The sequence below is a fragment of the Halarchaeum salinum genome, from assembly GCF_039520965.1.
GTDB lineage: Archaea > Halobacteriota > Halobacteria > Halobacteriales > Halobacteriaceae > Halarchaeum > Halarchaeum salinum.
Genome location: NZ_BAAABL010000042.1, coordinates 1 through 20,634 on the forward strand (window position 1 = coordinate 1; position 20,634 = coordinate 20,634).

Here is a 20,634-nt window from a genome sequence, read left to right on the forward strand (position 1 = left end):
CGATCTCCAGACATACTCTCGTATCAGGCGCCACCTCCATAACTTCCCCTAACCACTAAGCCGTCTCGTTAACGCTCGCGGATGCTCAACAGAGTGGTTGGGGTCCGGAATAGATGCCGCCGTGTCCACCTGACTATATACAGCAGAAGAGCGGAACGGACCACGGGGCTAGCGTCCGCGCGACGAGTGGTCCGAAGGACCCGGTAGTCGCGCGGTTCACCGAGCGCGGATCGCTCGGGCCCAAGCGCGACCACCGCGTCCCGGAGGGACGCGACGGGAGCGCGCAGGGCTTTTGGCCGAGCTTTTGCCAGCGCCGAAGGCGCGCAGCAAAAGGTCGTTTAGAAGATGTTCGCCTGCCGGTACACCGAGATCCCGTCGTTCGTGATCTCGTAGGGTTTTGTCTCGCGGGAGTGGTTGGCGTCGCGGATCTTCTGGATCTCGACGGCGAGGCGGGTCTCGCGGAAGTCCTCCGGGCGGACGTAGCGGAGGACGACGACGCCATCGGTGAGATATTCGATGATGCCGTGGCGGGAGGCGAAGGGGTTGTCCTGGTCGGCCTCGCTGGTGAGGAAGGTGGTGACGCCGGCGTTCTTGAGCGCCTTGGTGAAGTCGTAGATCTCGGTGCGGCGGGTCGCTTGGTCGTCGTACATCATCTCCAAGAGGGAGACGGAGTCGAGGACGAGGCGTTCGGCCCCGAACTCCTCGACGAGCTGCGGGAGTTCGTTGCGGATGCTGGAGAGGCTGTTCGCCATCTCGACGGGGTCGAGGTCGACGACGGCGAGATTGCCGTTCTGCACATGCTCCTCGAAGGGCCACCCCTTCTCGCCGGCGCTCTGGACGACGCGGTCGTAGCTCTCCTCCAAGGTGATGAACGCACCCTTCTGACCGTTCTCGATACCGTGTTGGAGGAACTGGAGGCCGAAGGTGGTCTTCCCGGTCCCGGCACCGCCGATGGTGACGAGGAGGCTCCGCTCGGGGATCCCTCCCTGCACCATCTCGTCGAGGCCGCCGACGCCGAAGTTGATGCGGGGAATGGCAGATTCAAACGCCTAGTCGGCGAACTCGTCGTTCCCGCCACCTCCACCGCCACCCCCACCGCCGAAGCCGAACTCGCTGGGGTCGGGTTCGTCGCCGGTGTCGAAACCGAAGTCGCCACCGCCGCCGCTGCCGCCGCCACCATTACCGCCGCTAAAGGCGTCCTCGAAGTCGTCGGGACCGTCGCCGTCAAACGCGTCGGCGAAGTCGTCCCCGTCGTCCTCACCCGACACGGTACGCTCCCCCGACTATCGGTACAGTGTCCATCAGTGGATGCAGGAACAGTCGCGGACGGCAAGAAGGTTCCCCCGCGGTCGTGTTCAACGGCTACCCTGATGGGTTCGAGGCCGAGTTCACGGACAAGCCCCACCCGCCACGAGCGAACCCGTCAGGGTGAGCGAAGTAGGCTGGGGTAGTTAACATACGCTGGTTCCATGCGAAACTAAACGACTTGAGCCAGCCGTCGGCAGTTTTTGCGTCGGCTCGTGAAACAGTTTGAGAAACGAGCACTGTCTCGTTGCGTCCGTTTGAGGAACGAGAAGGCCCATTAGGTGAATTGGACTAGAATGCTTGCAGACCTCCTCAGCGAGTGCTATTCATCAGTCCATGTATCCTCGTGCCGTCTATCGATTGGGCCATGTTCTCTTTGCTCTATCTTGTTCAACTCGATGAGCAGCCGGAACACCGCCTTCACGAGGTTCGAGTCGAGGTCGAACGCCTCCGCGTTTTCGCCGGCGCGCGCCATCACGGCTTCCTCTTGGGCCTCGTCGGTCGTCGAGAGGTCCTGCTGTGCTTTGACGTCGGCGACGGCGTCCGCGACGTAGGTGCGTCGCGCGATGAGTTCCACGATGTCGCGGTCGATCCCTTCGATCTCCGCGCGGAGCTCGTCGAGGCTCATCTCGTCCGTGCGCCGTCGTGTTGCGTCGTCGTGCGAAACGTCGTTCCCGGTTTCGTCTCCCATGTGTCCTGTAAATCCTCCACTGTTTCCCGGTCGCCGACGGCGACGTAGCTCGGGCCGGTCCCCGAGAGCGAGACGCCATCGACGGCGGGCATGGCCTCGACGAGCGGGGCCGGCGAGAAGCCGAGCGCCCCGCAGAACGCGAAGCCGTTGATCGTCATCGCGAGGCCGTAGCGCCCCGCGAGCGTCAGTTCCTCGACGTGCTCGGCGACCGGCGCGATCCGCGCACACCGCTCTGCGTCCGCGTCGGCGCTAAACGCCTGCCGATCGGGTGTCCAGACGAGGACGTCCCAGTTGGGATCGTCCCGCGTGAGCAGGACGTCGCGGTCGTTGTCGGTGACCGTGAGCCCGCCGAGCATGCTCGCGCTCGCGTCGTCGTACGCGCCGGTGACGGTCACGCCGGCATCGCGGGCCGCCTGAACGCCGAGGAGTGCCGCGTCCTCGCGCGGAACGTCGTCGGCGAGGCCGAGCGCGTCGAGCGTCGCGAGCACGGTCGCGTTCGCGGCCGCGCTCGATGATTTGAGGCCGGCCGCCATCGAGACCTTGGACTCCGTTTCGACGTGGCCGCCGGCTGGGGCGTCCGCGCCGCCGTACTCGTCGAGGACGAGTTCGACGCATCGCTCGACGAGCCGGGTGTCGGCCTTGGGGGCCTCGGCGACGGTCCCCGTGACCGTCTCGCCGCCGAGGTCGACGGACGCCCGCGTGTACCGGTCGATGGCGAAGGCGGCACCACGGCCGGTCGCGAGCGCGTTCAACACGGTGCCGGCCGCGGGGGCCTCGGCGCTGCCGTCCATATCTGAGGGTTGCCGACGCACCACTTAGCGGTGGCGGTCCGCGCGACGGCCGAGCGCGGCGCTTTTGCGCGCGGAGGCACAGAAGCCGATATGAGCTATCGGAACGACGTCGCCCCGGAGACCCTCCCCGTCGAGCTCACGCCGGACGGCGTCGTCCTCACGTACGCGGACGGCCGCGAGACGTTCTACAACGGCGTCCCCGAGCGCCACGAGGGCACGCTGCGGACGAACCCCGGGATGCACGTCCAGGTGCTCGTTCTCGCGCCGACGGAGACGGAGGGCGTAATGTGCTACGTGAACGACCGGGACACGCACGACGAGGTGCTGGAGACGACCGGTGTCGGTCGCGTCATGCTCGAACCCGACGAGGAGGCGGAGGTCTTCCCGGGCGTCACCGTCGAGATGGACGGCTACGCGGCCGAAATCACTGCCGACCCCAAGGTTGCACGCGGTCGCGTCTTCGTCTTCGAGGAGGACGAGACCAGGGAGTACAGTTTCGAGCTGTTCGCCGACGAATGAGTCGTTACTGGAGGTAGGAGGGGTCTTCGGCGTCGCAGGCCCCTTCGTGCTGTGTCGCGTCCTCCTCCGAATCGAACATTAGTCCACACTTCTCACAGCGGTACCACGTCATGTCGTCCCGCTGGGTTTCCTCGACCATACACGCACTCTCGACGCCCGCCCTGTTAGGCGTTTTCCCCACCGCAACCCTTTATCGCCGGCTCGCCAACACGCGGGCATGAGCGAGGACAGCGCCCCCCGCCTCGTCGTCCGCGAGGCGACCGCACGCGACGCCGGCCGCGGGATCGTCCGCCTCCCTGACGCCGCCCGCCGCGAACTCGGCGTTCTCAGCGGCGACACCGTCCGGATCGTCGGCGAGCGCGCGACCGTCGCCAAAGTGTGGCCGGACGCGGCGCTCGACGCCGACGAACTCCGGATCGACGGTGCGACCCGTTCGAACGCCGGCGTGCGCGTCGGCGACACCGTCCGCGTCGAACGCGCGACGGTCAGCAACGCGGAGCGCGTCGTCGTCACCCCCGCCGTCCCGCCGGAACGTGAGCGCGACGCGGTCGTCGACGCCGTTCGGACGGCGCTCTTCGATCGCCCCGTCCGCGCTGGCGAGACCGTCCGCATCGACGCGCTCGGCCGAATTGGCGAGTTCGAGATCACCGACACGACCCCGGACGGCGACGTCGTCGTAACGGACGCGACGACGATCGACGTTCGCGAGCCCGCGCCCGGCGAAGCAACGGACGAGGCACCGAATGACACCGAGCGCGTCGGCGTCACCTACGAGGACGTCGGCGGCCTCGGCGAGGAGCTCGCGGCCGTCCGCGAACTCGTCGAACTCCCGCTGACCGACCCCGGTCGCTTCCGGCGCTTCGGCGTCGACCCGCCGAAGGGCGTGTTGCTCTACGGCCCGCCCGGGACGGGCAAGACCCTCATCGCGCGCGCCGTCGCCAACGAGGTGGACGCGCACTTCGTCAGCGTCTCCGGTCCGGAGATCACCTCGAAGTACAAGGGCGAATCCGAAGAACAGCTCCGCGAGGTGTTCGCCGAAGCCGAGGAGAACGCCCCGAGCGTCGTCTTCTTCGACGAGTTCGACGCGATCGCGGGCGAGCGCGACGACGCCGGCGACATGGAGAACCGCATCGTCGGCCAACTCCTCAGTCTGATGGACGGCCTGGAGGGCCGCGGCGAGGTCGTCGTCATCGGCGCGACGAACCGCGTGAACGCGATCGACCCCGCGCTCCGCCGCCCCGGGCGCTTCGACCGGGAGATCGAGATCGGCGTCCCCTCGCGCGACGGCCGCGCCGAGATCCTCGATGTCCTCACGAGAGGCATGCCGTTTGCGGACGCCGTCGACCTTGGGGCGTTCGCGGACCGAACGCACGGGTACGTCGGCGCGGACCTCCGTGCGCTCGTCACCGAGGCCGCGATGGCCGCGATCCGCGACGATCGGGACACCGTGACGCGCGCGGACCTCGACACCGCGTTCGCCGCCACCGACCCCTCCGCGATGCGCGAAGTCGTCGCCGAGTCGCCCGACGTCTCCTTCGCGGACATCGGTGGCCTCGACGAGGCGAAGGCGACGCTCCGCGAGGCCATCCAGTGGCCCCTCCAGTACGGCCCGCTCTTCGAGGCCGCGAACACCGACCCACCGACTGGCATTCTCCTCCACGGCCCGCCGGGGACGGGTAAGACGATGCTGGCGCGCGCCGCCGGGCACGAGGCAGGCGTGAACGTCGTTCGCGTCGCCGGCCCCGAACTCGTCGATAAGTACGTCGGGGAGTCCGAGAAGGCCGTCCGCGAGGTCTTCGAGCGCGCGCGTCGGACCGCACCCTGCGTCGTCTTCTTCGACGAGATCGACGCCGTCGGGAGCGTGCGCGGCCCGGAGACGAGCGAGGCGACCGAGCGCGTCGTCAGCCAACTCCTCACGGAACTCGATGCCGCCGCGGAGAACCCGAACCTCGTCGTCATCGGCGCGACGAACCGCCGCGACGCCCTTGATCCCGCGCTCCTCCGGCCGGGGCGCTTCGAGACGCACGTCCACGTCCCCCGCCCCGACGAGGCCGCGCGGCGCGCCATCCTCGACGCCCACACCACGGGCAAACCGCTCGCCGACGACGTCGACCTCGATCGCGTGGCCGAGCGCACGGAGGGGTACACCGGTGCGGATCTCGCCGCGCTCGTCCGCGCAGCCGCCCTCGACGCCATCCGCGACACCGTGGACGCCCACCCCGCGGACGCCGCTGAACACCCCGACGACGTCCGCCTGCGCGCCGCCCACTTCGCCACCGCGCGTGAGCGCTACGACGCCTCGCGCTGAGCGTCCCGACAACTACACGAAGTCGCGGGACGAAGCTCGTCCATGACCATCGAAGCCGTCGTCTTCGACATGGACGGCGTCATCGTGGACTCGGAGCGCTACTGGATCGAGGAAGTCGCAGGAATCCTCGCCACCGCCGTCCCGGACGCCGATATCGACCCCGAATCCGTCGTCGGGATCAACGTCTACGATCAGTACGACATGCTCGCCGCCGACTACGACGTCGCCGTCACGCGCGAGGAGTACTTTGACCTCTTCGATCGCCACGCGACGACCGTCTACACGGAGAAGGCGATGCTCACCGACGGCTTCCACGACCTCCTCGCCGAGATCGGCGCGCGTGACCGTCCAGTCGGCCTCGTCACCTCCTCCTTTCCGAACTGGGTCGAGCTGGTCTTCGAGCGCTTCGACCTCGCCGACGCCTTCGACGTCGTCGTCACCGCCGGCGACGAGGACGTCCCGGGCAAACCCGAACCCGACCTCTACGAACTCGCCGCCGATCGCCTCGGTGTCGCCCCGAGCGATCTGCTCGTCGTCGAGGACTCGGAGCACGGCGTCGCCGCGGCGGACGCTGCCGGCGCGTACGTCGTCGGCTACCAGTATGGCGCGAGTGCGGGCATGGAGCACGTCGGGGCCGACGTGATCGCGACGGATCCCGAAACGTTTCGCACGCGGGTTCTCGACGCACTCTGACACCGAGAGAAACCCCCGCTTAGGCCCGCTGAAGCGTGAGCGTCACCGCCGCGCCGCCGCGTTCGGACTCGCCAAACGAAACCGTCCCGTCGTACTCCTCGACGATCCACCGGACGAGCCAGAGGCCCAGCCCGCTCCCGTGTTCGAGTTGCGTGATACTCCGCTCGCCCGTGACGAGTTCGCGCTCCGACTCGGGGATCCCCGGGCCGTCATCGGTGACGGTGACGTCGACCGTTTCGCCGTCGACCACGACGTCTATCTCGATCGTCGGGTCGTCCCCACCGTGTTCGACCGCGTTCTCGACGAGCTCGCTCACTGCGTCCTGGAGGTGCTCCCCGGCTCGCGCCGTGGCGGTCTCGGGGGCGGTGAGCGCCACGTCGACGTCGTACTCCTCACGGGCGTCTTCGACGACTGAACGGCACGTCGCGGCGACGTCGACGTCGTACGGTTCGGCGTCGAAGGCCTCCTCGACCGCGTGGACGTTCTCGTTGATCTCCGTGAGGTCGTCCGCCACGGCTTCGACTTCGGCCGCCGTCTCGGGGTTGGCGTCGCGGACCTGCTCGACCGCGAAGAGGAGGCGTTGGGCCTCGTGGCGGAGATTGTGTCGGACGAGCGTGTTGAGGACGGCGAGACGCTCGCGCTCGGTCGCGAGCTCCTCCGCGCGGATGCGCCGGACGTCGTAGACGCCGATGATGACGTGTGCGACGGCCCCCGCGGAGAGCGCGACGGCGAAGAGGAAGCCGGCGTCTTCGACGGGCCGGTACGTGAACAGCAAGGTGAAGACCGCACCGAGGACGACGATTCCGAGGAAGTTCCAGCCGGCGATCCGAACGGCGTTCGTCTGTGAGACGTCGAGTCGGTAAACGACCACGCCGACGGCGACGAGACCGAGCGAGACGAGGACGCCGACCACGCCCAGAACGATGCCCAGCGGCAGCGGTCCGGTGAGGAGGTGGTTGAGGATCGGAACGAGCAGGACGACGCCCGTGAGGGAGAGCGACGCTGTCGCAGCGAGTCGGAGGGGTTTCATCGTGTTCGTCGGCCTTCGGCACGCCAACGGATAAACGATTGTACATCTGTGACCGCGGTGTTTAGCTGATTGGGGCGCTAAGCCCTCTTCCTCAGCGAGCGACCAACGGGAGCGAGCAGGGAGGGGATACAGCGTCCTCAGTTACGGTTGACGGATGAGGCGGTTCGATTTCTGCGTGACCGATGCTCGAAAGCGACCGCTTCAACGGTTTCAAGATTGATACGGTAAAAGTATCCCGACAGCCATGCTCATTGACTCGCATCTCCAATACCCCGAGAACTTCTCGCGAAGAAACCCGCTCCGACCTCGTCCCAACCGTGTGTCGTTGGACCGTGTGAACCAGGGAATAGCTACCTGCTGAACCCTCGCTAAGATGGTCCGGAAGCCGCTTTATGTAGAACCTCGGTGACCCGCGACGGGGTTCTTTATAGGGGACCCTCTACCGTATGTGGGTTTACGCGAAGGAGGTGAGCCAATGGGTCGGGGCGGATTCGAACCGCCGGCCTGCTCCGTGTGAAGGAGCCGTCATAACCGGACTAGACCACCGACCCGCACGACGTGGTAGCGCCAGGGCAGACTTAAGGCTGCTTATTCGACCCGAGGCGCGGTCAGTAGTGATCGCCGAAACCATATCGCGGTATCCGGTGTATCAGTATGTGGGCTCGTCCTCGGGGACACCCTCGCGGGCGTTGAGGAGGCGTGCGAGCGTGAACAGCGCGTCCGAGAGGCGGTTGAGGTAGACGACGACGGTCTCGTTGATCGACTCGGTCTCCGCGAGTGCGACGGTGCGGCGTTCGGCGCGTCGGGCGACCGAACGGGCGTGGTGGAGCGACGCGCCGGCCGTGCTCCCGCCGGGGAGGACGAAGTGAGTGAGCGGGTCAAGTTCCGCGTCAGCGTCGTCGATCCACCCCTCGACTGTCTCGACGTGCGATTCGGTGATCCGGGGATCGTCGTCGCTCGGATCGGGGTTCGCGAGGTCGGCCTGTGCGACGTGGAGGTGGTTCTGCGCCGTCCGGAGGGCGTCATCGACGTCCGCGTCGCCCGTGGGGAGGGTGACGCCGAGCAGCGAATTCACCTCGTCAACGGTGCCGTAGGCCTCGATCCGGGCGTTCGTCTTGGAGACGCGATCGGCCCCGCGAAGGTCGGTGCGGCCTTCGTCGCCGCGGCCGGTGTAGATCGTCACGCCTCAGCCTCGGCGAGCGTCCGCTCGACGTACTGGCAGATGTTCGCCGATTCGGGCATCGTGACGCCGCGCTCGTCGTCGACGATGACGGGGACGGCGCGCTGGCCGCTCACGCGTTTGACTTCGTCGCGCTCGGAGTGCAGACCGGCCGTCCACACCGTCTCGTAGTCGATCCCGTGGTCGTCGAGGGCGTCGTGGACCCGCTCGCAGTGGGGGCAGCCCTCCAACGCGTACAGTGCAACGGTCATCGTCACCTCGTCGGTGGCGACGGTCAAAGAAGGTCCCGCCTGGGGTCGCGTCGGCGTACGGTGCCGAATCGAGCGCCGCTCGGTACGGATGGCGTTTATCTGACCGTATCCCGTAGTCGCGGCCGTGCGGTACACCGCGTTCGGGGCGACGTTCGAGATTGAGACGGCCACGCTGGATGTCGACGGGGCGACGCTGCGCGCGCAGCTCGCGGCGTACGAGCGCGGCGAGCGTGAGGCGTTCGACGTCAGCGTGACGTATCCGGACGGGTTCACGGGGGACGTGATGCGCGCGATGGCGGCGATCCCGTACGGGGAGACGCGGACGTACGGCGACCTCGCCGAAACGCTGGACAGCGCGGCGGTCGCGGTCGGGCAGGCCTGTGGGCGCAATCCCGTCGCGATCGTCGTCCCGTGCCACCGCGTCGTCGCGGCGGACGGGCTGGGCGGGTTCTCGCTCGACCACCCGGACGCGGTGGCGGTGAAACGACGCATCCTCGAACACGAGGGCGCACGCGACGACCGACCGAGACAGACGACGCTCCCGGTGTAGTCCCGATACGTTAAACACCCTCGCGTGTCGATGCCGAAGCATGGCTACGGAACTCGAGCACGACTGTCCGGAGTGTGAGGCGGAGCAGACGTTCTACCGCGCGGCGGCGACGAACCTCCATCTCGGGCTGAAGACGAAGTGGTACTGCCCGGAGTGCGATTACGGGTTCGTGCGCGTCGACGGCGACATCGACTCGTCGGCGGCGTAGAAACGGGTTGTTCGCGGTTAGTTCTCGGTCGCGTGCTCGTAGAACGCGACGGCCGCACCGAGCAGCGTGAGGTTCTGCAGGAACGATGTAAGCTCCTCGCCACGGGACTCCTCGTCAGCGTTCCAGAAGTCGTGCATCAGGGGTGTGACGCCGACGAAGAACGCGGCGATGCTGCTGGCGGCGAGCCGCGGGAGCTTCCAGAAGCCGATGCTCGCGCTCCCGCCGAGGAGGAGTGCGCTCGCCGCGGGGACGAGTTTGTCGGCGGCGGGGACGCCCTTCGCGTCCGCGTAGGCGATCCGGCCGTCGAGGTTCGTGAGGTTCCGGACCGCGAGGATGGTGAGACCGCTCGCGAAGAGGAGGCGACTCAGCCGGGACGGGACACTGCCCGTGTCGTCAGAATCCGTCATCGTTCTACTCGTCAGAGGGCGACGAGTATAGGCGTCCCACTCTCCGAGAGTTCCGCCGGTATCGGTGAATCGGGAGTCATAAACCGTATTCGAGGATAGGAAATCCGATTCGATGCCGGCCACCCTCGATGACGCATCGCTTCGTGGCGCTCCCACAGTTCCGGACTCGCGGTTGTCGGCGGTGACAACGCACTCCTCGCACTCGGCGCGGGTGTCGCACACCGCTCGCGGACGGACGAGGAGACCTAGTACCCCGAGTCGGGTGCGGGGTCGCGGGGATCGCGCTCGACGACGCCGGGATCGGCGCTCCCGACGGCGTTCGGGTCGCTCGCCGTCAGGGAGTCGTGGAGGTCGGGGATGTCGTCGAGCGACGGGCCAGTGTCCTCGCTCGGGGGCCGGGGTGCGGGGCCGACGCCGCCGGCCGCGCGCGCCGCTCGGTCCGCGCGATCGGCCGCGTCCTCGTTCGCGGCGTCGTCGCGTTTCGCGGCGACTCGTTCGCGCGAGCGCTCGAGACCCGCGGCCTCGTAGTGCTCGACGGCGGTGTCGAGGTGCGTCTCTACGGCCCCGTCGTCGTCGCGTCGCGCGAGCAGCGCGAGGCGTTCGTGGCGCTGCCCGCGGAGGTGGTGGCGGATCTCGTCGGCGCGCGTGTCAGGGATCTCGTACTCGGCGAGCGCGTCGAGGCCGTCCTCCACCACCTCGACGGCCGCGGCGTGGTCGCCGTCCGCCGAATGTGCGTTCGACGCCACGACGAGACGGCTGTACAACGGGTCCCACGGTGCGACGTCGTCGTCGGGACACGCCTCTGCGATCTCGCGGGCGCGTTCGAAGGCGGCGACGGCGAGTGGGTGGTTCGTCGCGCTCCGATGGCGATGGCCGACGGCACGGGCGCGTTCGTAGCGCGCGCGGACGCGCACCCAGTCGAGGTCGGGCGGCGCGGCGGCGATCGCGCCGTCGTAGCAGAGTTCGTCCGCGCGGGCGTCCGTTCGGCCCACCTCGCCCGTCCAGTAGCAGGCGTTGGCGAGCACGTAGCGGAACGTCTCGCGTGAGCGCCGACTCGCTGGGCCGCAGAGCGCGCGCCACGCCGCGCCGCGTTCGCGGTAGTCGGCGTCGGTCGCGCGCGCCTTCAGTCGGGCGTAGTCCCCGTCGTCGCCACCGGCCCCCGCGACCTCGCGCGCGGCGTCGATCCCGCGGTCGCGCGCGAGCGCGGCGAGCCAGGAGGCACGAAAGCGGCCGTCGTCGCGGTGGGCGAGGCGAACGAGATCGTACCCGATCGCGCGCACGGCGTCGAGGCCGTGGACCGCGACGAGATCGCCGAGTGCGTCGAGTGCATCCACGTCACCGATTTCGGCTACCGCGTCGAGGCCGTCGGCGAGCGTCTCGAAAGACTCCGGATCGGTGATAGCGAGGCCGTTCGTCCCGCGCGCGGCCGCCCGACAGAGCGCGTACCGACGGGCGTGCAGGTCGTCGGAGGCCGCGCCGCTCGCGTCGGCGAGCGTGTCGACGAGCGTGACGATCCCCTCACTGTCCAGAACGTGCGCGCAGGCGTGGACGGCGGCGACGGCAGTACCGAAGTGGTTGGCGAGCGCGCGCGCGGCGTCACCGCCGCTCCGGAGGGCGTCGGTCAGGTGCCCGCCGAGCGTCGGACCCAAGAGTGGGACGGTCGTCCGGCCCGCGTCGGTCCCGAGACGGAGACGGACAAGATCCACACTGTCGGGAACGGTGACGGTGAGGCGGTCGTCGTCGCGATCAAGTTGCGCGCCCGCGGCCGGGTCGACGAGGGTGGCGTCGACATCGGCCGGTAGTCGGCAGTCGTAGCGCCGGCTCGGATCGTCGCCGTCCTCGTGCGCCCCGGCGACGCGCGTCAGGGTGGCGTCGCGGTCGTCGGCGAGGGTGTGCGTCCAGCGGAAGCGTTGCGCCATTCGTTCCCCGAGAGGGGCTCCGTGGGTTTCACCTCCTCGGATCGCGGTCGGCGTCGGCGCAACGTGCCGGTTCCCCGAAGCCCAATGACCGCGGGTGGCGTAGCGATCTGTATGATCGACGACGACAGCGTCGCACTCGTCACGGGTGCATCGTCAGGAATCGGTGCGGAGACCGCCGTCCAGCTCGCCGAGGCCGGTGCGGACGTCGCGCTCGCCGCGCGCCGCGAGGGCCGGCTCCGCGAGGTCGCCGAGGACGTCGAGGCGACGGGGAGCGAGGCGCTCGTCGTCCCCGCAGACGTCAGCGAACGCGACGAGGTCGTTCGGATGGTCGCCGACACCGTCGACGAACTCGGCGGGCTCGACATCCTCGTGAACAACGCGGGCGTGATGCTCCTCGAAGCCGTCGCGGACGCCGACCCGGCGGACTGGCGGACGATGATCGAGGTGAACCTCACGGGGCTGATGAACGCCACGAAAGAGGCCCTCCCGCACCTCCGCGATGGCGGCCACCTGATCAACGTCTCCTCGGTCGCGGGTCGCGTCGCCGGCGAAACATCGAGCGCCTACAGCGCCACGAAGTTCGGCGTCAACGCCTTCACCGAGGGGCTCCGCAAAGAAGAGGCGGAGAACGGCTTGCGGACGACGCTCATCGAGCCCGGATTCGTCGAGACCGAGCTCGCCGAGCACATCCCCGACGAGGAGATCCGCGAGGGGTCGAAGGAGATGCTCGAACAGATGGACGTCCTCCAGCCAGCGGACATCGCGCGCGCCATCGTCTACGCGACCGACCAGCCGGAGCACGTCAGCGTCAACGAGCTCATGGTTCGCCCGACCGAGCAGGCCCAGCCGTAGCGCACGCGCGACGCAGGCCGAGGACGGTTGCGGCCGACCGTCCACCGCGTTTTCCAGCGCGGATCGCGGATTCGCCACGACTTTACTCGCGGCGCGCGCAGTGAGCGTATGGAACGGCTCCGTGACGCCCTGTCGGGCGGCGATGCGGGCGTCGCGCTCTTCGTCGACGGCCCGAACGTGCTGCGCGACGAGTTCGACGTCGACCTCGACGACGTGTTGGCAGCGGCCCGCGAGGAGGGCCGTCTCGTCGTCTCGCGGCTGTATCTCGACGAACACGCGACGCCCGGCCTCATCCAGGCGGGCGAGGCCCGCGGCTACGATGTCCGCGTCACGAGCGGCGACGTGGACGTGAAACTCGCTGTGGACGCGACCGACCTCGTGTTGAGCGAACACGTCGACCTGCTCGCGATTGCCTCGCGGGACACCGACTTCAAGCCCGTCTTGGAGAAGGCGTCAGCGAACGGCGTCGCGACGCTCGCCATCGCACCCGGCGAGCACGGCCGCTCGGACGCCCTGCGGAACGCCGCGGACGACGCGCTCGTCCTCGAAGACTGAGTTTTTCACCGCCGGCGCGCGTCGGGACGACCATGCGCGAGTTGGGCACGCCCGTTCTGGACGACCACCTGCACCTCGATCGGGAGGGCGCACGGGGTATCGAGGCGGTACAGGAGTTCTCGCGGGCGGGTGGCACGCATCTGCTCGTCGTGAACAAGCCGTCGTGGCACCTCGGGGTCGAGGCCGACGCGGGCGCGGACTTCCGCGCGGTCTTCGAGGAGACGCTCGACATCGTCGCGGACGCCACCGACGAACTCCGCGGGCGCGCGTGGCCCGTGCTCGGCGTGCATCCCGGTCTCGTCTCGCGGCTCGTCGACGAGCGCGGGGTCGACCCCGACGAGGCGGCCGACCTGATGTGCGCGGGCCTCGATGTCGCCGCGGAGTACGCCGCCGACGGCGAGGCGGTCGCGCTGAAGTCCGGGCGACCCCACTACGAGGTCAGTGACGCCGTGTGGGACGCCTCGAATCGCGTGCTCCGCCACGCGCTCGAACGCGCCGCCGAGACCGGCGTCGCCCTCCAGTTGCACACCGAGGCCACGGAGGACCTGACCGACGTCGCGGCGTGGGCCGAGGACGCCGGCCAGCCCCCGGAGCGCGTCGTGAAACACTACGCGAGCGGGACGCTCGCAGGGGTGACGAAGAGCGTGATGTGCGAGAAGGACTATCTGGAGACGGCGATCGAGTCGGGCGAGCCGTTCCTGATGGAGACGGACTACGTGGACGACGCGGAGCGTCCGGGCGCGGTGATGGGCCCGAAAACGGTCCCGCGGCGGGTGGCGTGGTTGCAGGAGCGCGGCGACGACGCGGCGGTGCGCCGGGCGCACGTCGAGACCCCCGACGCCGTCTACGGGATCGACACCGAGGCGACGCTGGACTGACGGCGCGACCGGGGCGTGCGAGCCCGTATCGCGGTGTCCGGGCGATAGGAAAGGCATTTGTCTCGCGCTCCGGACGTATGGGGTATGAGCGACACCGAGGAGGAGTTCTACTCCGCCGAACGCTGGCAGAATTGGCTCGACCGGCTCCGCGACGAGGAGCTCGACCCGGAGGACGAGGACTCCGCACGACTGCTCTACAACCTGCAGGACGACGTCGCCATCGCCGTGGCGAAAATCGTCTCCGCCTACCAGGACGACGAGCTCACGCAGGACGAAGCGATGGACGAACTCGAATCCATCCGCGAGGTCGTCCTCGCCGAACCCGACTTCGACGACGAGGACAAGCGGATGCTCGTCGAGGGCGTCCAGACGAGCCTCGTCGCCGTCTTCTACTCCGCGGACGTCTACGTCGCGAACGGCCCCGCCGAAGAGGCGAGCGTGCAGGAGTACGTCGAGGCGGCCGCGGCCGCAGAGCAGGAGGAGGACTTCGACCGCGCGCTCGACCTCACCGCGGGCGCGGGATCGCGGCTCTTCGAGGGTGCGGAAGTCGATCTCTCCATCACGGAGGAACTCGACTACGGCCCGCTAACCGACTGGCTGAGCGGCCTCGATAGTCTTCAGAGCGCGCTCGCGGATCCCGAAGTCATCGAGGACGACGAGGAGTCGGCGTAACCGCCGGGTTTACGACCGCGCCGATACAAGCGTTGGCAAATGAGCGATCGAAGGGCCGTCGCCGGACTCGTCGGGGCGGTGTTGCTGTTCGGCATTCTCGTCATCTCACTCTCCCTCTACCAGGCCCAGGTCGTTCCCAGCGAGAATCAGCGTGCGGAGTTCGAGCACAACCAGCAGGTCCAAAACCAGCTGGGGGACGTCCGCAACGCAATCCTGCGGACGGCGTCGTCTGGTAACAGCCAGCCGACCTCAGTGACGCTCGGGACGCGCTATCCGAGTCGGACCGTCGCGGTCAACCCGCCGCCAGCGACGGGGCAGTTGGCGACGGAGTCAGCGGGGAACGTCACGGTATCGGATGTGTACGTCTCGAGCGGTCCCGAGGGGTTACAGGAATATTTAGCCAGTAAGAACCACACGCTCACCTACCCCACAAGCGCGCTCGTCTACACCCCCGACTACAACGAGTACCGGAACGCACCGAAGACGGCCTACGAGAACACCCTCCTCTACAACAGCTTCACGAGCGGTAGCGATGATCGATACCTCCCTCTCACGGGCCAGTCGATCGTCTCAACATCGGGTGAACGTGTCTCGCTCGTTGTTCTTACGGGGAACTATCGCGAGAGCGACGTCGGGAGCGTGACGGTCGATCCAGAGTCAGTGAGTACGCCCAGCGGCGGCGTCTACGTGAACGGGTCGTTACACGTCTCGGTGCCGACGCGGTACCCGGTGAACGGGACGGGCGCGACGTGGCGGGGCCTGCTTCCGAACGTGACGCACGCGAAGAATCCGAGTGCCGATCTGAACTTGAGCCCCGATCGGCTGAACTTCTCCACTCAGAACGGAACGCGGCTCCGGATCGGGGCCGTGGGCATCGGGTCCGGAGGGTCAAACGCCCATGCGGCGTACATCACGCGGGAGTCCGCACGGGCTTTGCGGGTGTCCAGTGGCGAGACCATCACCCTCAGTGCGCAGGTGCACGACGAGTACCTCAATCCATACGCGGGGGTGACGGTGAACGCGCGTGCGGATCGCGGGAAAATCCGAGATACGAGCCAAACAACCGACGAGAACGGGAAAGTTCACTTTGAGTACACGGCTCCAGAGACGAGCGGCGCGTACAGTGTGAACGTCTCGTTCGGGTCGAACGGGACCGACGGTCCGCTGGCGCAGTGGACGAACTTTAGCGTGACCGTCCCAAGTGGTTCTGGTGGCGGCGGAACGGGTAGCGATGGTGGCTCCGGCGATGGAGCGACGCTGGCGTACAACGGTGACGCCGAGCCATACAACGGCGGAAGCACCATTCAGTTTACGATGACTGCGTCCGAGGCCGTGACGATCACTAAGGTCAACATTTCGCTCCCGTCGAGCAACGCAACTCGGCTCCAAGATCAGAGTGGTGGGCAGCCAGAGATCTACATCGGCGACGGCTACTACGACGCCAACGACGATAACACGGCGAATAGTGACATCACGTACTACCCCCTCGGCGAAAGCGTCAAGCTGACCAGCGATGCAACGATCGAGGCGGACGAGGACACCGTCGTACGACTGCAACAGTTCCAGAATCAGAGCCAAGAAGAGGTCGATGTGCAGAACGAGCCCGTCGAAATCACGTTCACGTTCGCCGACGGCTCGACGCAGCCGCTCTCGTTCACGAACGGCGCGTACTGAGGTGTTCGTCACCCGTCGAACGGGCTATCGACAGACACATACGCCAGTTTCGTGAATGACGGGGCATGACAGCCGTCGGCATCGACGCGGTCGAGGTCTGGACCGGTAAGTTGTCGCTCGACCTCGCCGAGACGTTCGCCCCGGAGCAGGGCGACGACCCGGCGAAGTACACGAAGGGGCTGGGGCTTCGTGAGAGTTCGTTCCCCGACGCCCACGAGGACATCGTAACGATGGGCGCGAACGCCGCCCACCGTCTGATGAAGCGAAAGGGGCTCACGCCCGACGACGTCGGCCGGATCGACGTCGCGACGGAGTCGGCGTTCGACAACTCGAAGCCCGTCTCCACTTACATCGCGGGCTGCCTCGAGCAGGTGTACGACGGGGACTTTCACCACGCGAACAAGGGCGAGCGGAAGTTCGCCTGTATCGCGGGGACCCAGAGCCTCGACGACGCCTGCAACTGGATCCGCGCGGGACGTCATCGCGGGAAGGGCGCGCTCGTGATCGCGAGCGACACGGCCCTCTACGAGCGCGGCGGCGCAGGCGAGGCGACGCAGGGCGCGGGTGCGGTCGCGATGTGGGTCACCGAGGACCCCTCGCTGGTCGAACTGTCCGTCGAGCAGGGGTACGGCTCGGCGGACGAGACGGATTTCCTGAAGCCCAACCAGCAGTTCCCGAGCGTCGACGGTAAGCGTTCGATCAAGGTCTACCTCGCGCGGATGCGCGAGGCGCTCGTCGACTTCGAGAGCGTCGCCGGCGACGTCGGGCCCGACGACTACGCGTACGCGCCGTTCCACACGCCGTATCCGGGAATGGTTCGCAAGGCCGCGCTGCTGGCGTATCGACACACGATCCGCGGGACTGACGTTGAGGAGTCCCTCGCCACGGACATCGGTCGACAGCCCCGCCACGACGAGTACGACGACGAGGCGGCCTTCGAGGACGCGGTCAGCGACTACACCGACGCGCTCAAAGAGCGCCCCGAATACCGCGAGTGGTACGACGCGCACATCGAGCCGACGCTCGGGATCAGCGAGCGCGTCGGCAACTGGTACACGGGCTCCGTCCATCTCGCGCGGCTGTCGGCGCTCTCCCACGCGGCCGAACAGGACCGCGATCTCGCGGGCGAGTCGCTACTCGTCGCCTCTTACGGCTCCGGCGCGCAGGCGGAGATCCACGCTGAGACGGTACGCGAGGGGTGGCGCGAGGAGATCGACGCGCTCTCGATCTTCGATCGGATCGAATCGCGCTACGACCTGACGTTCGCGGAGTACGAGCGGGTCCACGACCGGCACAATCACGCGAAGCAGTCCGAACTGGAGGCCTTTACGACGCCCGAGGACGAGTTCGTCTTCGATGGCTGGGGCGGGATGAACGAGCGGACGTACCAGTACGTGGAGTGAGTGGGCCGAGCGATAGCGAGGGCCCACTATAACCGAGCGGGGAGGAACGACCCGCGAGGAGTAACGCGGTTCCTTTGGAACCGCGGAAGACCGAACGGCGGAGCCGTGAGGAGTGAGTGGGCCGAGCGATAGCGAGGGCCTACTATAACCGAGCGCGCTCGTCAGGCGTGCGCAGCGCGCTCGACACCGCGGAACTCGAAGCGTGCGCCGCCGTGCTCACTCTCGGCGATGTCGAGCTCCCAGCCGTGGGCGTCGGCGATTTCGTCGACAATCGCGAGCCCGAATCCCGTGCCGTCGTCGGCGTCGGTGTAGCCGGCGTCGAGGACGGTATTGCGTTTCTCCGGGGGGATGCCGGGGCCATCGTCAGCGACGTAGAAGCCCGTGTCGTCAAGGTTGTCGACGGTAACGGTCACCGCGGGGCCGGCGTGGCGGACGCTGTTGGCGAAGAGGTTCTCGAAGATCTGACGGAGACGGGCGGGGTCGGCGGCGATCCGCTTGGAGGCGTCAAGGTCGACGTCGAGGTTGGCGTCGGATTCGGGTACGGAGGCGGCGCGCCAACACTCGTTGGCGAGCGTCGCAACGTCGACGGGTTCGGGGTCGGTGACGGTCCGGCCGTCGCGGGCGAGTGTGAGCGTGTCGTCGACGATGGTCTCCATGCGTTCGAGGGCGTCCTCGACGACTGCGAGGTGTTCGGCGGCCCCCTCGGGGTGCTCGCACGCGACGTCGAGGCGGGCCTTGGCGAGCATGATGGGGTTGCGGAGGTCATGAGAGACGACGCCCGCGAACTCGTCGAGGCGCTCGGCGCGGCGGGTGAGTTCGGCCGTCTGCTCTTCAAGCTCGTGGCGTTGTGCCTCCTGCGTGGCGACCCAGCGGCGCAACCCGAGGAAGAGGAAGAGCGCGCCCGCGGGCGCGGTGATGTCGCCAAAGACGAAGTCGAACCAGAACGGCTGGCGGACGAGCTCGTCGAGGACCTCGACGAGGGCAAAGATGTGGACAAGCGTGATGCCGACCATGAACGGCCAGTAGAGGGGGACGTTGGCCCGGAGCCGCTGTACGATGCCGACCCCGCCGAGGAGGATGACCGCGAACACCACGTCGAGAGCGACCTTCGGGAGTGTGGTCGGTATGTGCCGGAACGCGTGGAGTTGGTAGACGGTGAGCGTGATAGAGAACGCCGCAACGACGACGACCGGCCAATAGTCGGCCAGTGAGAACGTCTCGGTGTCCGCCGTCCAGCTTTGCGCGCCCATTCGTAACGGGATAGGTGAAGAAGCGGTCTAAATGTTTGGGAACTGGCAGGTCATTCCGGCGGACGGCCTGGAGCGGGGCGAGGGGCAGGTGATGTCCGAACGTGGTGGAGCGGGAACAGGGGGCACGACGCGTGCCGTCGCCATCTCAGTCGGCGATCGCGCGGAGCGCATCGAGCATCTCGTCGACCGGCGTCGTACAGACGGCGAGCGAGAAGCCGTCGCGCTGGGCGAGGCGGGGGGCGTGCTCCCAGAGCTCGTCCTCGCTCAGCCCGTGGAGGAGGACGGCGTTCGGTGTCGGATTGACGACGCGGAGGGCGACGAGCGGCGACTCGCCGCGCGTGACGCCGGTGAACCCGAGGACGCGGTTCGTGGACTGGCCGTAGAGCCGGTAGAACTCGTCGCTGGAGAGTCTGGTGATGGCTTTGATGCTGTCGATGATCGTGTGGCCGCTGACGCGATCGCGGTCGCCGGCGACGATCTCGGTCGCGCCGATGGCGTCGTAGACGTCCGCGAGGGGGACGGTTGCGGGGTATTCGCGGAGATCGAGGACGACGTCGCTCTCGAAGCCCGCGGAGAGGACGCGGGCATACTGGCGGATGCGGTCGCCCCCACGACGTTCGTCGATATCGAGGAGCGCGACGACGAGGCGGGAGACGAGGCCGATCCCCGGACTCTCGCGCCGGCCACTCTCGTAGTCGGAGATGACGGAGGAGGAGACGTCGAGTTGGTCGGCGAGTTCGGTCTGTGAGACGTCGAAGTCGGTGCGCCACTTGCGGAGGGTCGCACCGGGGTCGTCGCTGAGCGTGACCTCGCCCGCGATACGCTCCGCGAGGCCAGCGCGCGCGTCCGAATCCATACACCCTTCAACCCGACACGGGGCCTAAGGCGTATCGGAGCGGGTTCGACAGGTGCCGATATCGTGGCATCGCGTCAGTCGCTCGTGAGCGCGGCGAGCGCGCCGCCGATCGCTCCGAAGACGACGGGGTAAACGACACCGGCGAGGACGAACCCGAGGGCGACGGCCGGCCCCAGCCACGCGTCGTCGGTCGTGACTCGGACCGCGAAGACGCCGATCCACGCGGGGATCGCGTAGCCGAGCGAGACGACGGTCCCGCAGAGCGCGCCGTCACGGGGCGCGGAGAGACCGACGTAGCGAACGAGGACGACGCCGGCGATGAGGAGGAACAGCGGCGGGAGGACGTAGAGCAACTGGGGAGCGTCGCCGCTCGCGATGAAGTTCGTCGTCGTCCGCCCGCCGCCGAAGGCCGGGCGCGTGATGTCGACGAAGTGCGCGTTGTAGAACAGCCAGCCGACGACCTTCCACGCGGGGATCGACTGCCCACCGAGGAGCTCGATGATCGCGTTGAGGCCCTGGAGATTCTCGCGCACCCGGTTCGCCTGCCAGAGATAGACGACGAGGTATTCGAGCGCGAACGCGACGACGCCGGTGACGGCCGCGGGGAGCCACGGGACGTCGCGCGACGAGGTGTCTGCCATA

Annotated in this window: 24 protein-coding genes, 1 tRNA gene and 1 pseudogene; 11 read left to right on the top strand and 15 right to left on the bottom strand. The window is 67.8% G+C overall.

Annotation, left to right across the window (positions count from 1 at the left end; translation table 11 throughout):
- Positions 1 to 338 precede the first annotated feature (338 nt).
- The 5 genes and pseudogenes from ABDZ36_RS05725 to ABDZ36_RS05740 all read right to left on the bottom strand — a co-directional run bounded on the left by ABDZ36_RS05725 (position 339) and on the right by ABDZ36_RS05740 (position 2,787).
- Positions 339 to 1,034, bottom strand: a complete 696-nt coding sequence (locus ABDZ36_RS05725; RefSeq protein ID WP_425545309.1) for a KaiC domain-containing protein — start codon at positions 1,032 to 1,034, stop codon at positions 339 to 341.
- 15 nt (positions 1,035 to 1,049) lie between these two features.
- A complete protein-coding gene (locus ABDZ36_RS14885; protein ID WP_425545306.1) occupies positions 1,050 to 1,268 on the bottom strand; it encodes a hypothetical protein in 219 nt (72 codons plus the stop codon).
- A 193-nt stretch (positions 1,269 to 1,461) separates the two neighbouring features.
- Positions 1,462 to 1,543, bottom strand: a pseudogene (locus tag ABDZ36_RS05730) (IS6 family transposase); the annotation flags it as partial.
- Between the two features lie 84 nt (positions 1,544 to 1,627).
- Positions 1,628 to 1,933 (bottom strand): chorismate mutase, encoded by a 306-nt coding sequence (locus ABDZ36_RS05735; RefSeq protein WP_211311115.1) that lies wholly within the window; start codon positions 1,931 to 1,933, stop codon positions 1,628 to 1,630.
- Positions 1,930 to 2,787, bottom strand: a complete 858-nt coding sequence (locus ABDZ36_RS05740) for a shikimate kinase (protein ID WP_211311116.1) — start codon at positions 2,785 to 2,787, stop codon at positions 1,930 to 1,932. The genes ABDZ36_RS05735 and ABDZ36_RS05740 overlap by 4 nt, the downstream gene beginning before the upstream one ends.
- A gap of 90 nt (positions 2,788 to 2,877) precedes the next feature.
- Between ABDZ36_RS05740 and ABDZ36_RS05745 the strand changes: the two genes are divergently transcribed.
- Positions 2,878 to 3,306: a DUF5796 family protein gene (locus tag ABDZ36_RS05745; RefSeq protein ID WP_211311117.1), complete on the top strand. Its 429-nt coding sequence runs from the start codon at positions 2,878 to 2,880 to the stop codon at positions 3,304 to 3,306.
- 4 nt (positions 3,307 to 3,310) lie between these two features.
- On the opposite strand, the gene ABDZ36_RS05750 is transcribed toward ABDZ36_RS05745, so the two are convergent.
- Complete coding sequence (locus ABDZ36_RS05750) at positions 3,311 to 3,445, bottom strand: DUF7128 family protein (protein WP_343749241.1); 135 nt, start codon at positions 3,443 to 3,445, stop codon at positions 3,311 to 3,313.
- Between the two features lie 78 nt (positions 3,446 to 3,523).
- Here ABDZ36_RS05750 and ABDZ36_RS05755 point away from each other — a divergent pair, with 78 nt between their 5' ends.
- Both ABDZ36_RS05755 and ABDZ36_RS05760 read left to right on the top strand, forming a co-directional pair.
- Complete coding sequence (locus ABDZ36_RS05755; protein WP_211311118.1) at positions 3,524 to 5,614, top strand: AAA family ATPase; 2,091 nt, start codon at positions 3,524 to 3,526, stop codon at positions 5,612 to 5,614.
- A 42-nt stretch (positions 5,615 to 5,656) separates the two neighbouring features.
- Positions 5,657 to 6,307 carry an HAD family hydrolase gene (locus ABDZ36_RS05760; RefSeq protein WP_343749242.1) on the top strand — a complete coding sequence of 217 codons (651 nt, stop codon included), beginning with the start codon at positions 5,657 to 5,659 and terminating at the stop codon, positions 6,305 to 6,307.
- Positions 6,308 to 6,326: 19 nt separating this feature from the next.
- Here ABDZ36_RS05760 and ABDZ36_RS05765 read toward each other — a convergent pair whose 3' ends face one another.
- From ABDZ36_RS05765 to ABDZ36_RS05780, 4 genes are all read right to left on the bottom strand, one after another.
- Positions 6,327 to 7,337, bottom strand: coding sequence for a sensor histidine kinase (locus ABDZ36_RS05765; protein WP_211311119.1), 1,011 nt, complete (start codon positions 7,335 to 7,337; stop codon positions 6,327 to 6,329).
- 476 nt (positions 7,338 to 7,813) lie between these two features.
- A tRNA-Val gene (locus ABDZ36_RS05770) sits at positions 7,814 to 7,888 on the bottom strand.
- Between the two features lie 98 nt (positions 7,889 to 7,986).
- Complete coding sequence (locus ABDZ36_RS05775) at positions 7,987 to 8,520, bottom strand: cob(I)yrinic acid a,c-diamide adenosyltransferase (protein WP_211311120.1); 534 nt, start codon at positions 8,518 to 8,520, stop codon at positions 7,987 to 7,989.
- Entirely contained in the window at positions 8,517 to 8,768 is a 252-nt protein-coding gene (locus ABDZ36_RS05780) for a glutaredoxin family protein (protein ID WP_211311121.1), read from the bottom strand. Before ABDZ36_RS05780 ends, ABDZ36_RS05775 begins: the two co-directional genes overlap by 4 nt.
- A 124-nt stretch (positions 8,769 to 8,892) precedes the next feature.
- Between ABDZ36_RS05780 and ABDZ36_RS05785 the strand changes: the two genes are divergently transcribed.
- Positions 8,893 to 9,318 (top strand): methylated-DNA--[protein]-cysteine S-methyltransferase, encoded by a 426-nt coding sequence (locus tag ABDZ36_RS05785; protein WP_211311122.1) that lies wholly within the window; start codon positions 8,893 to 8,895, stop codon positions 9,316 to 9,318.
- A 40-nt stretch (positions 9,319 to 9,358) separates the two neighbouring features.
- Positions 9,359 to 9,526: a DUF7838 family putative zinc beta-ribbon protein gene (locus ABDZ36_RS05790; RefSeq protein ID WP_211311123.1), complete on the top strand. Its 168-nt coding sequence runs from the start codon at positions 9,359 to 9,361 to the stop codon at positions 9,524 to 9,526.
- A gap of 17 nt (positions 9,527 to 9,543) precedes the next feature.
- Here ABDZ36_RS05790 and ABDZ36_RS05795 read toward each other — a convergent pair whose 3' ends face one another.
- Positions 9,544 to 9,933, bottom strand: a complete 390-nt coding sequence (locus ABDZ36_RS05795; RefSeq protein ID WP_211311124.1) for a DoxX family membrane protein — start codon at positions 9,931 to 9,933, stop codon at positions 9,544 to 9,546.
- Positions 9,934 to 10,178: 245 nt separating this feature from the next.
- Positions 10,179 to 11,852 (bottom strand): hypothetical protein, encoded by a 1,674-nt coding sequence (locus ABDZ36_RS05800; protein ID WP_211311125.1) that lies wholly within the window; start codon positions 11,850 to 11,852, stop codon positions 10,179 to 10,181.
- A 111-nt stretch (positions 11,853 to 11,963) separates the two neighbouring features.
- Here ABDZ36_RS05800 and ABDZ36_RS05805 point away from each other — a divergent pair, with 111 nt between their 5' ends.
- From ABDZ36_RS05805 to hmgB, 6 genes are all read left to right on the top strand, one after another.
- Positions 11,964 to 12,704, top strand: coding sequence for an SDR family oxidoreductase (locus tag ABDZ36_RS05805; RefSeq protein WP_211311126.1), 741 nt, complete (start codon positions 11,964 to 11,966; stop codon positions 12,702 to 12,704).
- A gap of 108 nt (positions 12,705 to 12,812) precedes the next feature.
- A complete protein-coding gene (locus ABDZ36_RS05810) occupies positions 12,813 to 13,259 on the top strand; it encodes an NYN domain-containing protein (protein ID WP_211311127.1) in 447 nt (148 codons plus the stop codon).
- A 32-nt stretch (positions 13,260 to 13,291) separates the two neighbouring features.
- The gene (locus ABDZ36_RS05815; RefSeq protein WP_211311128.1) at positions 13,292 to 14,137 is read left to right on the top strand and encodes a TatD family hydrolase; all 846 of its coding nucleotides are present in this window, start codon (positions 13,292 to 13,294) and stop codon (positions 14,135 to 14,137) included.
- A gap of 84 nt (positions 14,138 to 14,221) precedes the next feature.
- Positions 14,222 to 14,809, top strand: coding sequence for a DUF2150 family protein (locus tag ABDZ36_RS05820; protein ID WP_211311129.1), 588 nt, complete (start codon positions 14,222 to 14,224; stop codon positions 14,807 to 14,809).
- Between the two features lie 39 nt (positions 14,810 to 14,848).
- Positions 14,849 to 16,483 carry an Ig-like domain-containing protein gene (locus ABDZ36_RS05825; protein ID WP_211311130.1) on the top strand — a complete coding sequence of 545 codons (1,635 nt, stop codon included), beginning with the start codon at positions 14,849 to 14,851 and terminating at the stop codon, positions 16,481 to 16,483.
- Between the two features lie 65 nt (positions 16,484 to 16,548).
- Complete coding sequence (gene hmgB / locus ABDZ36_RS05830; protein ID WP_211311131.1) at positions 16,549 to 17,886, top strand: hydroxymethylglutaryl-CoA synthase; 1,338 nt, start codon at positions 16,549 to 16,551, stop codon at positions 17,884 to 17,886.
- 161 nt (positions 17,887 to 18,047) lie between these two features.
- On the opposite strand, the gene ABDZ36_RS05835 is transcribed toward hmgB, so the two are convergent.
- The 3 genes from ABDZ36_RS05835 to ABDZ36_RS05845 form a co-directional block, all read right to left on the bottom strand.
- Entirely contained in the window at positions 18,048 to 19,136 is a 1,089-nt protein-coding gene (locus ABDZ36_RS05835; protein ID WP_211311132.1) for a sensor histidine kinase, read from the bottom strand.
- A 145-nt stretch (positions 19,137 to 19,281) separates the two neighbouring features.
- A complete protein-coding gene (locus tag ABDZ36_RS05840; protein WP_211311133.1) occupies positions 19,282 to 19,992 on the bottom strand; it encodes a helix-turn-helix domain-containing protein in 711 nt (236 codons plus the stop codon).
- A 74-nt stretch (positions 19,993 to 20,066) separates the two neighbouring features.
- Positions 20,067 to 20,633, bottom strand: coding sequence for a DUF7978 family protein (locus tag ABDZ36_RS05845; protein WP_211311134.1), 567 nt, complete (start codon positions 20,631 to 20,633; stop codon positions 20,067 to 20,069).
- Position 20,634: the final 1 nt, after the last annotated feature.

Coding starts and splice junctions, on each gene's coding strand:
- ABDZ36_RS05735 (WP_211311115.1), bottom strand. CDS start 1,933: ATGAGCCTCGACGAGCTCCGCGCGGAGATCGAAGGGATCGACCGCGAC.
- ABDZ36_RS05740 (WP_211311116.1), bottom strand. CDS start 2,787: ATGGACGGCAGCGCCGAGGCCCCCGCGGCCGGCACCGTGTTGAACGCG.
- ABDZ36_RS05745 (WP_211311117.1), top strand. CDS start 2,878: ATGAGCTATCGGAACGACGTCGCCCCGGAGACCCTCCCCGTCGAGCTC.
- ABDZ36_RS05750 (WP_343749241.1), bottom strand. CDS start 3,445: ATGGTCGAGGAAACCCAGCGGGACGACATGACGTGGTACCGCTGTGAG.
- ABDZ36_RS05755 (WP_211311118.1), top strand. CDS start 3,524: ATGAGCGAGGACAGCGCCCCCCGCCTCGTCGTCCGCGAGGCGACCGCA.
- ABDZ36_RS05760 (WP_343749242.1), top strand. CDS start 5,657: ATGACCATCGAAGCCGTCGTCTTCGACATGGACGGCGTCATCGTGGAC.
- ABDZ36_RS05765 (WP_211311119.1), bottom strand. CDS start 7,337: ATGAAACCCCTCCGACTCGCTGCGACAGCGTCGCTCTCCCTCACGGGC.
- ABDZ36_RS05780 (WP_211311121.1), bottom strand. CDS start 8,768: ATGACCGTTGCACTGTACGCGTTGGAGGGCTGCCCCCACTGCGAGCGG.
- ABDZ36_RS05790 (WP_211311123.1), top strand. CDS start 9,359: ATGGCTACGGAACTCGAGCACGACTGTCCGGAGTGTGAGGCGGAGCAG.
- ABDZ36_RS05795 (WP_211311124.1), bottom strand. CDS start 9,933: ATGACGGATTCTGACGACACGGGCAGTGTCCCGTCCCGGCTGAGTCGC.
- ABDZ36_RS05800 (WP_211311125.1), bottom strand. CDS start 11,852: ATGGCGCAACGCTTCCGCTGGACGCACACCCTCGCCGACGACCGCGAC.
- ABDZ36_RS05805 (WP_211311126.1), top strand. CDS start 11,964: ATGATCGACGACGACAGCGTCGCACTCGTCACGGGTGCATCGTCAGGA.
- ABDZ36_RS05810 (WP_211311127.1), top strand. CDS start 12,813: ATGGAACGGCTCCGTGACGCCCTGTCGGGCGGCGATGCGGGCGTCGCG.
- ABDZ36_RS05815 (WP_211311128.1), top strand. CDS start 13,292: ATGCGCGAGTTGGGCACGCCCGTTCTGGACGACCACCTGCACCTCGAT.
- ABDZ36_RS05820 (WP_211311129.1), top strand. CDS start 14,222: ATGAGCGACACCGAGGAGGAGTTCTACTCCGCCGAACGCTGGCAGAAT.
- ABDZ36_RS05825 (WP_211311130.1), top strand. CDS start 14,849: ATGAGCGATCGAAGGGCCGTCGCCGGACTCGTCGGGGCGGTGTTGCTG.
- hmgB (WP_211311131.1), top strand. CDS start 16,549: ATGACAGCCGTCGGCATCGACGCGGTCGAGGTCTGGACCGGTAAGTTG.
- ABDZ36_RS05835 (WP_211311132.1), bottom strand. CDS start 19,136: ATGGGCGCGCAAAGCTGGACGGCGGACACCGAGACGTTCTCACTGGCC.
- ABDZ36_RS05840 (WP_211311133.1), bottom strand. CDS start 19,992: ATGGATTCGGACGCGCGCGCTGGCCTCGCGGAGCGTATCGCGGGCGAG.
- ABDZ36_RS05845 (WP_211311134.1), bottom strand. CDS start 20,633: ATGGCAGACACCTCGTCGCGCGACGTCCCGTGGCTCCCCGCGGCCGTC.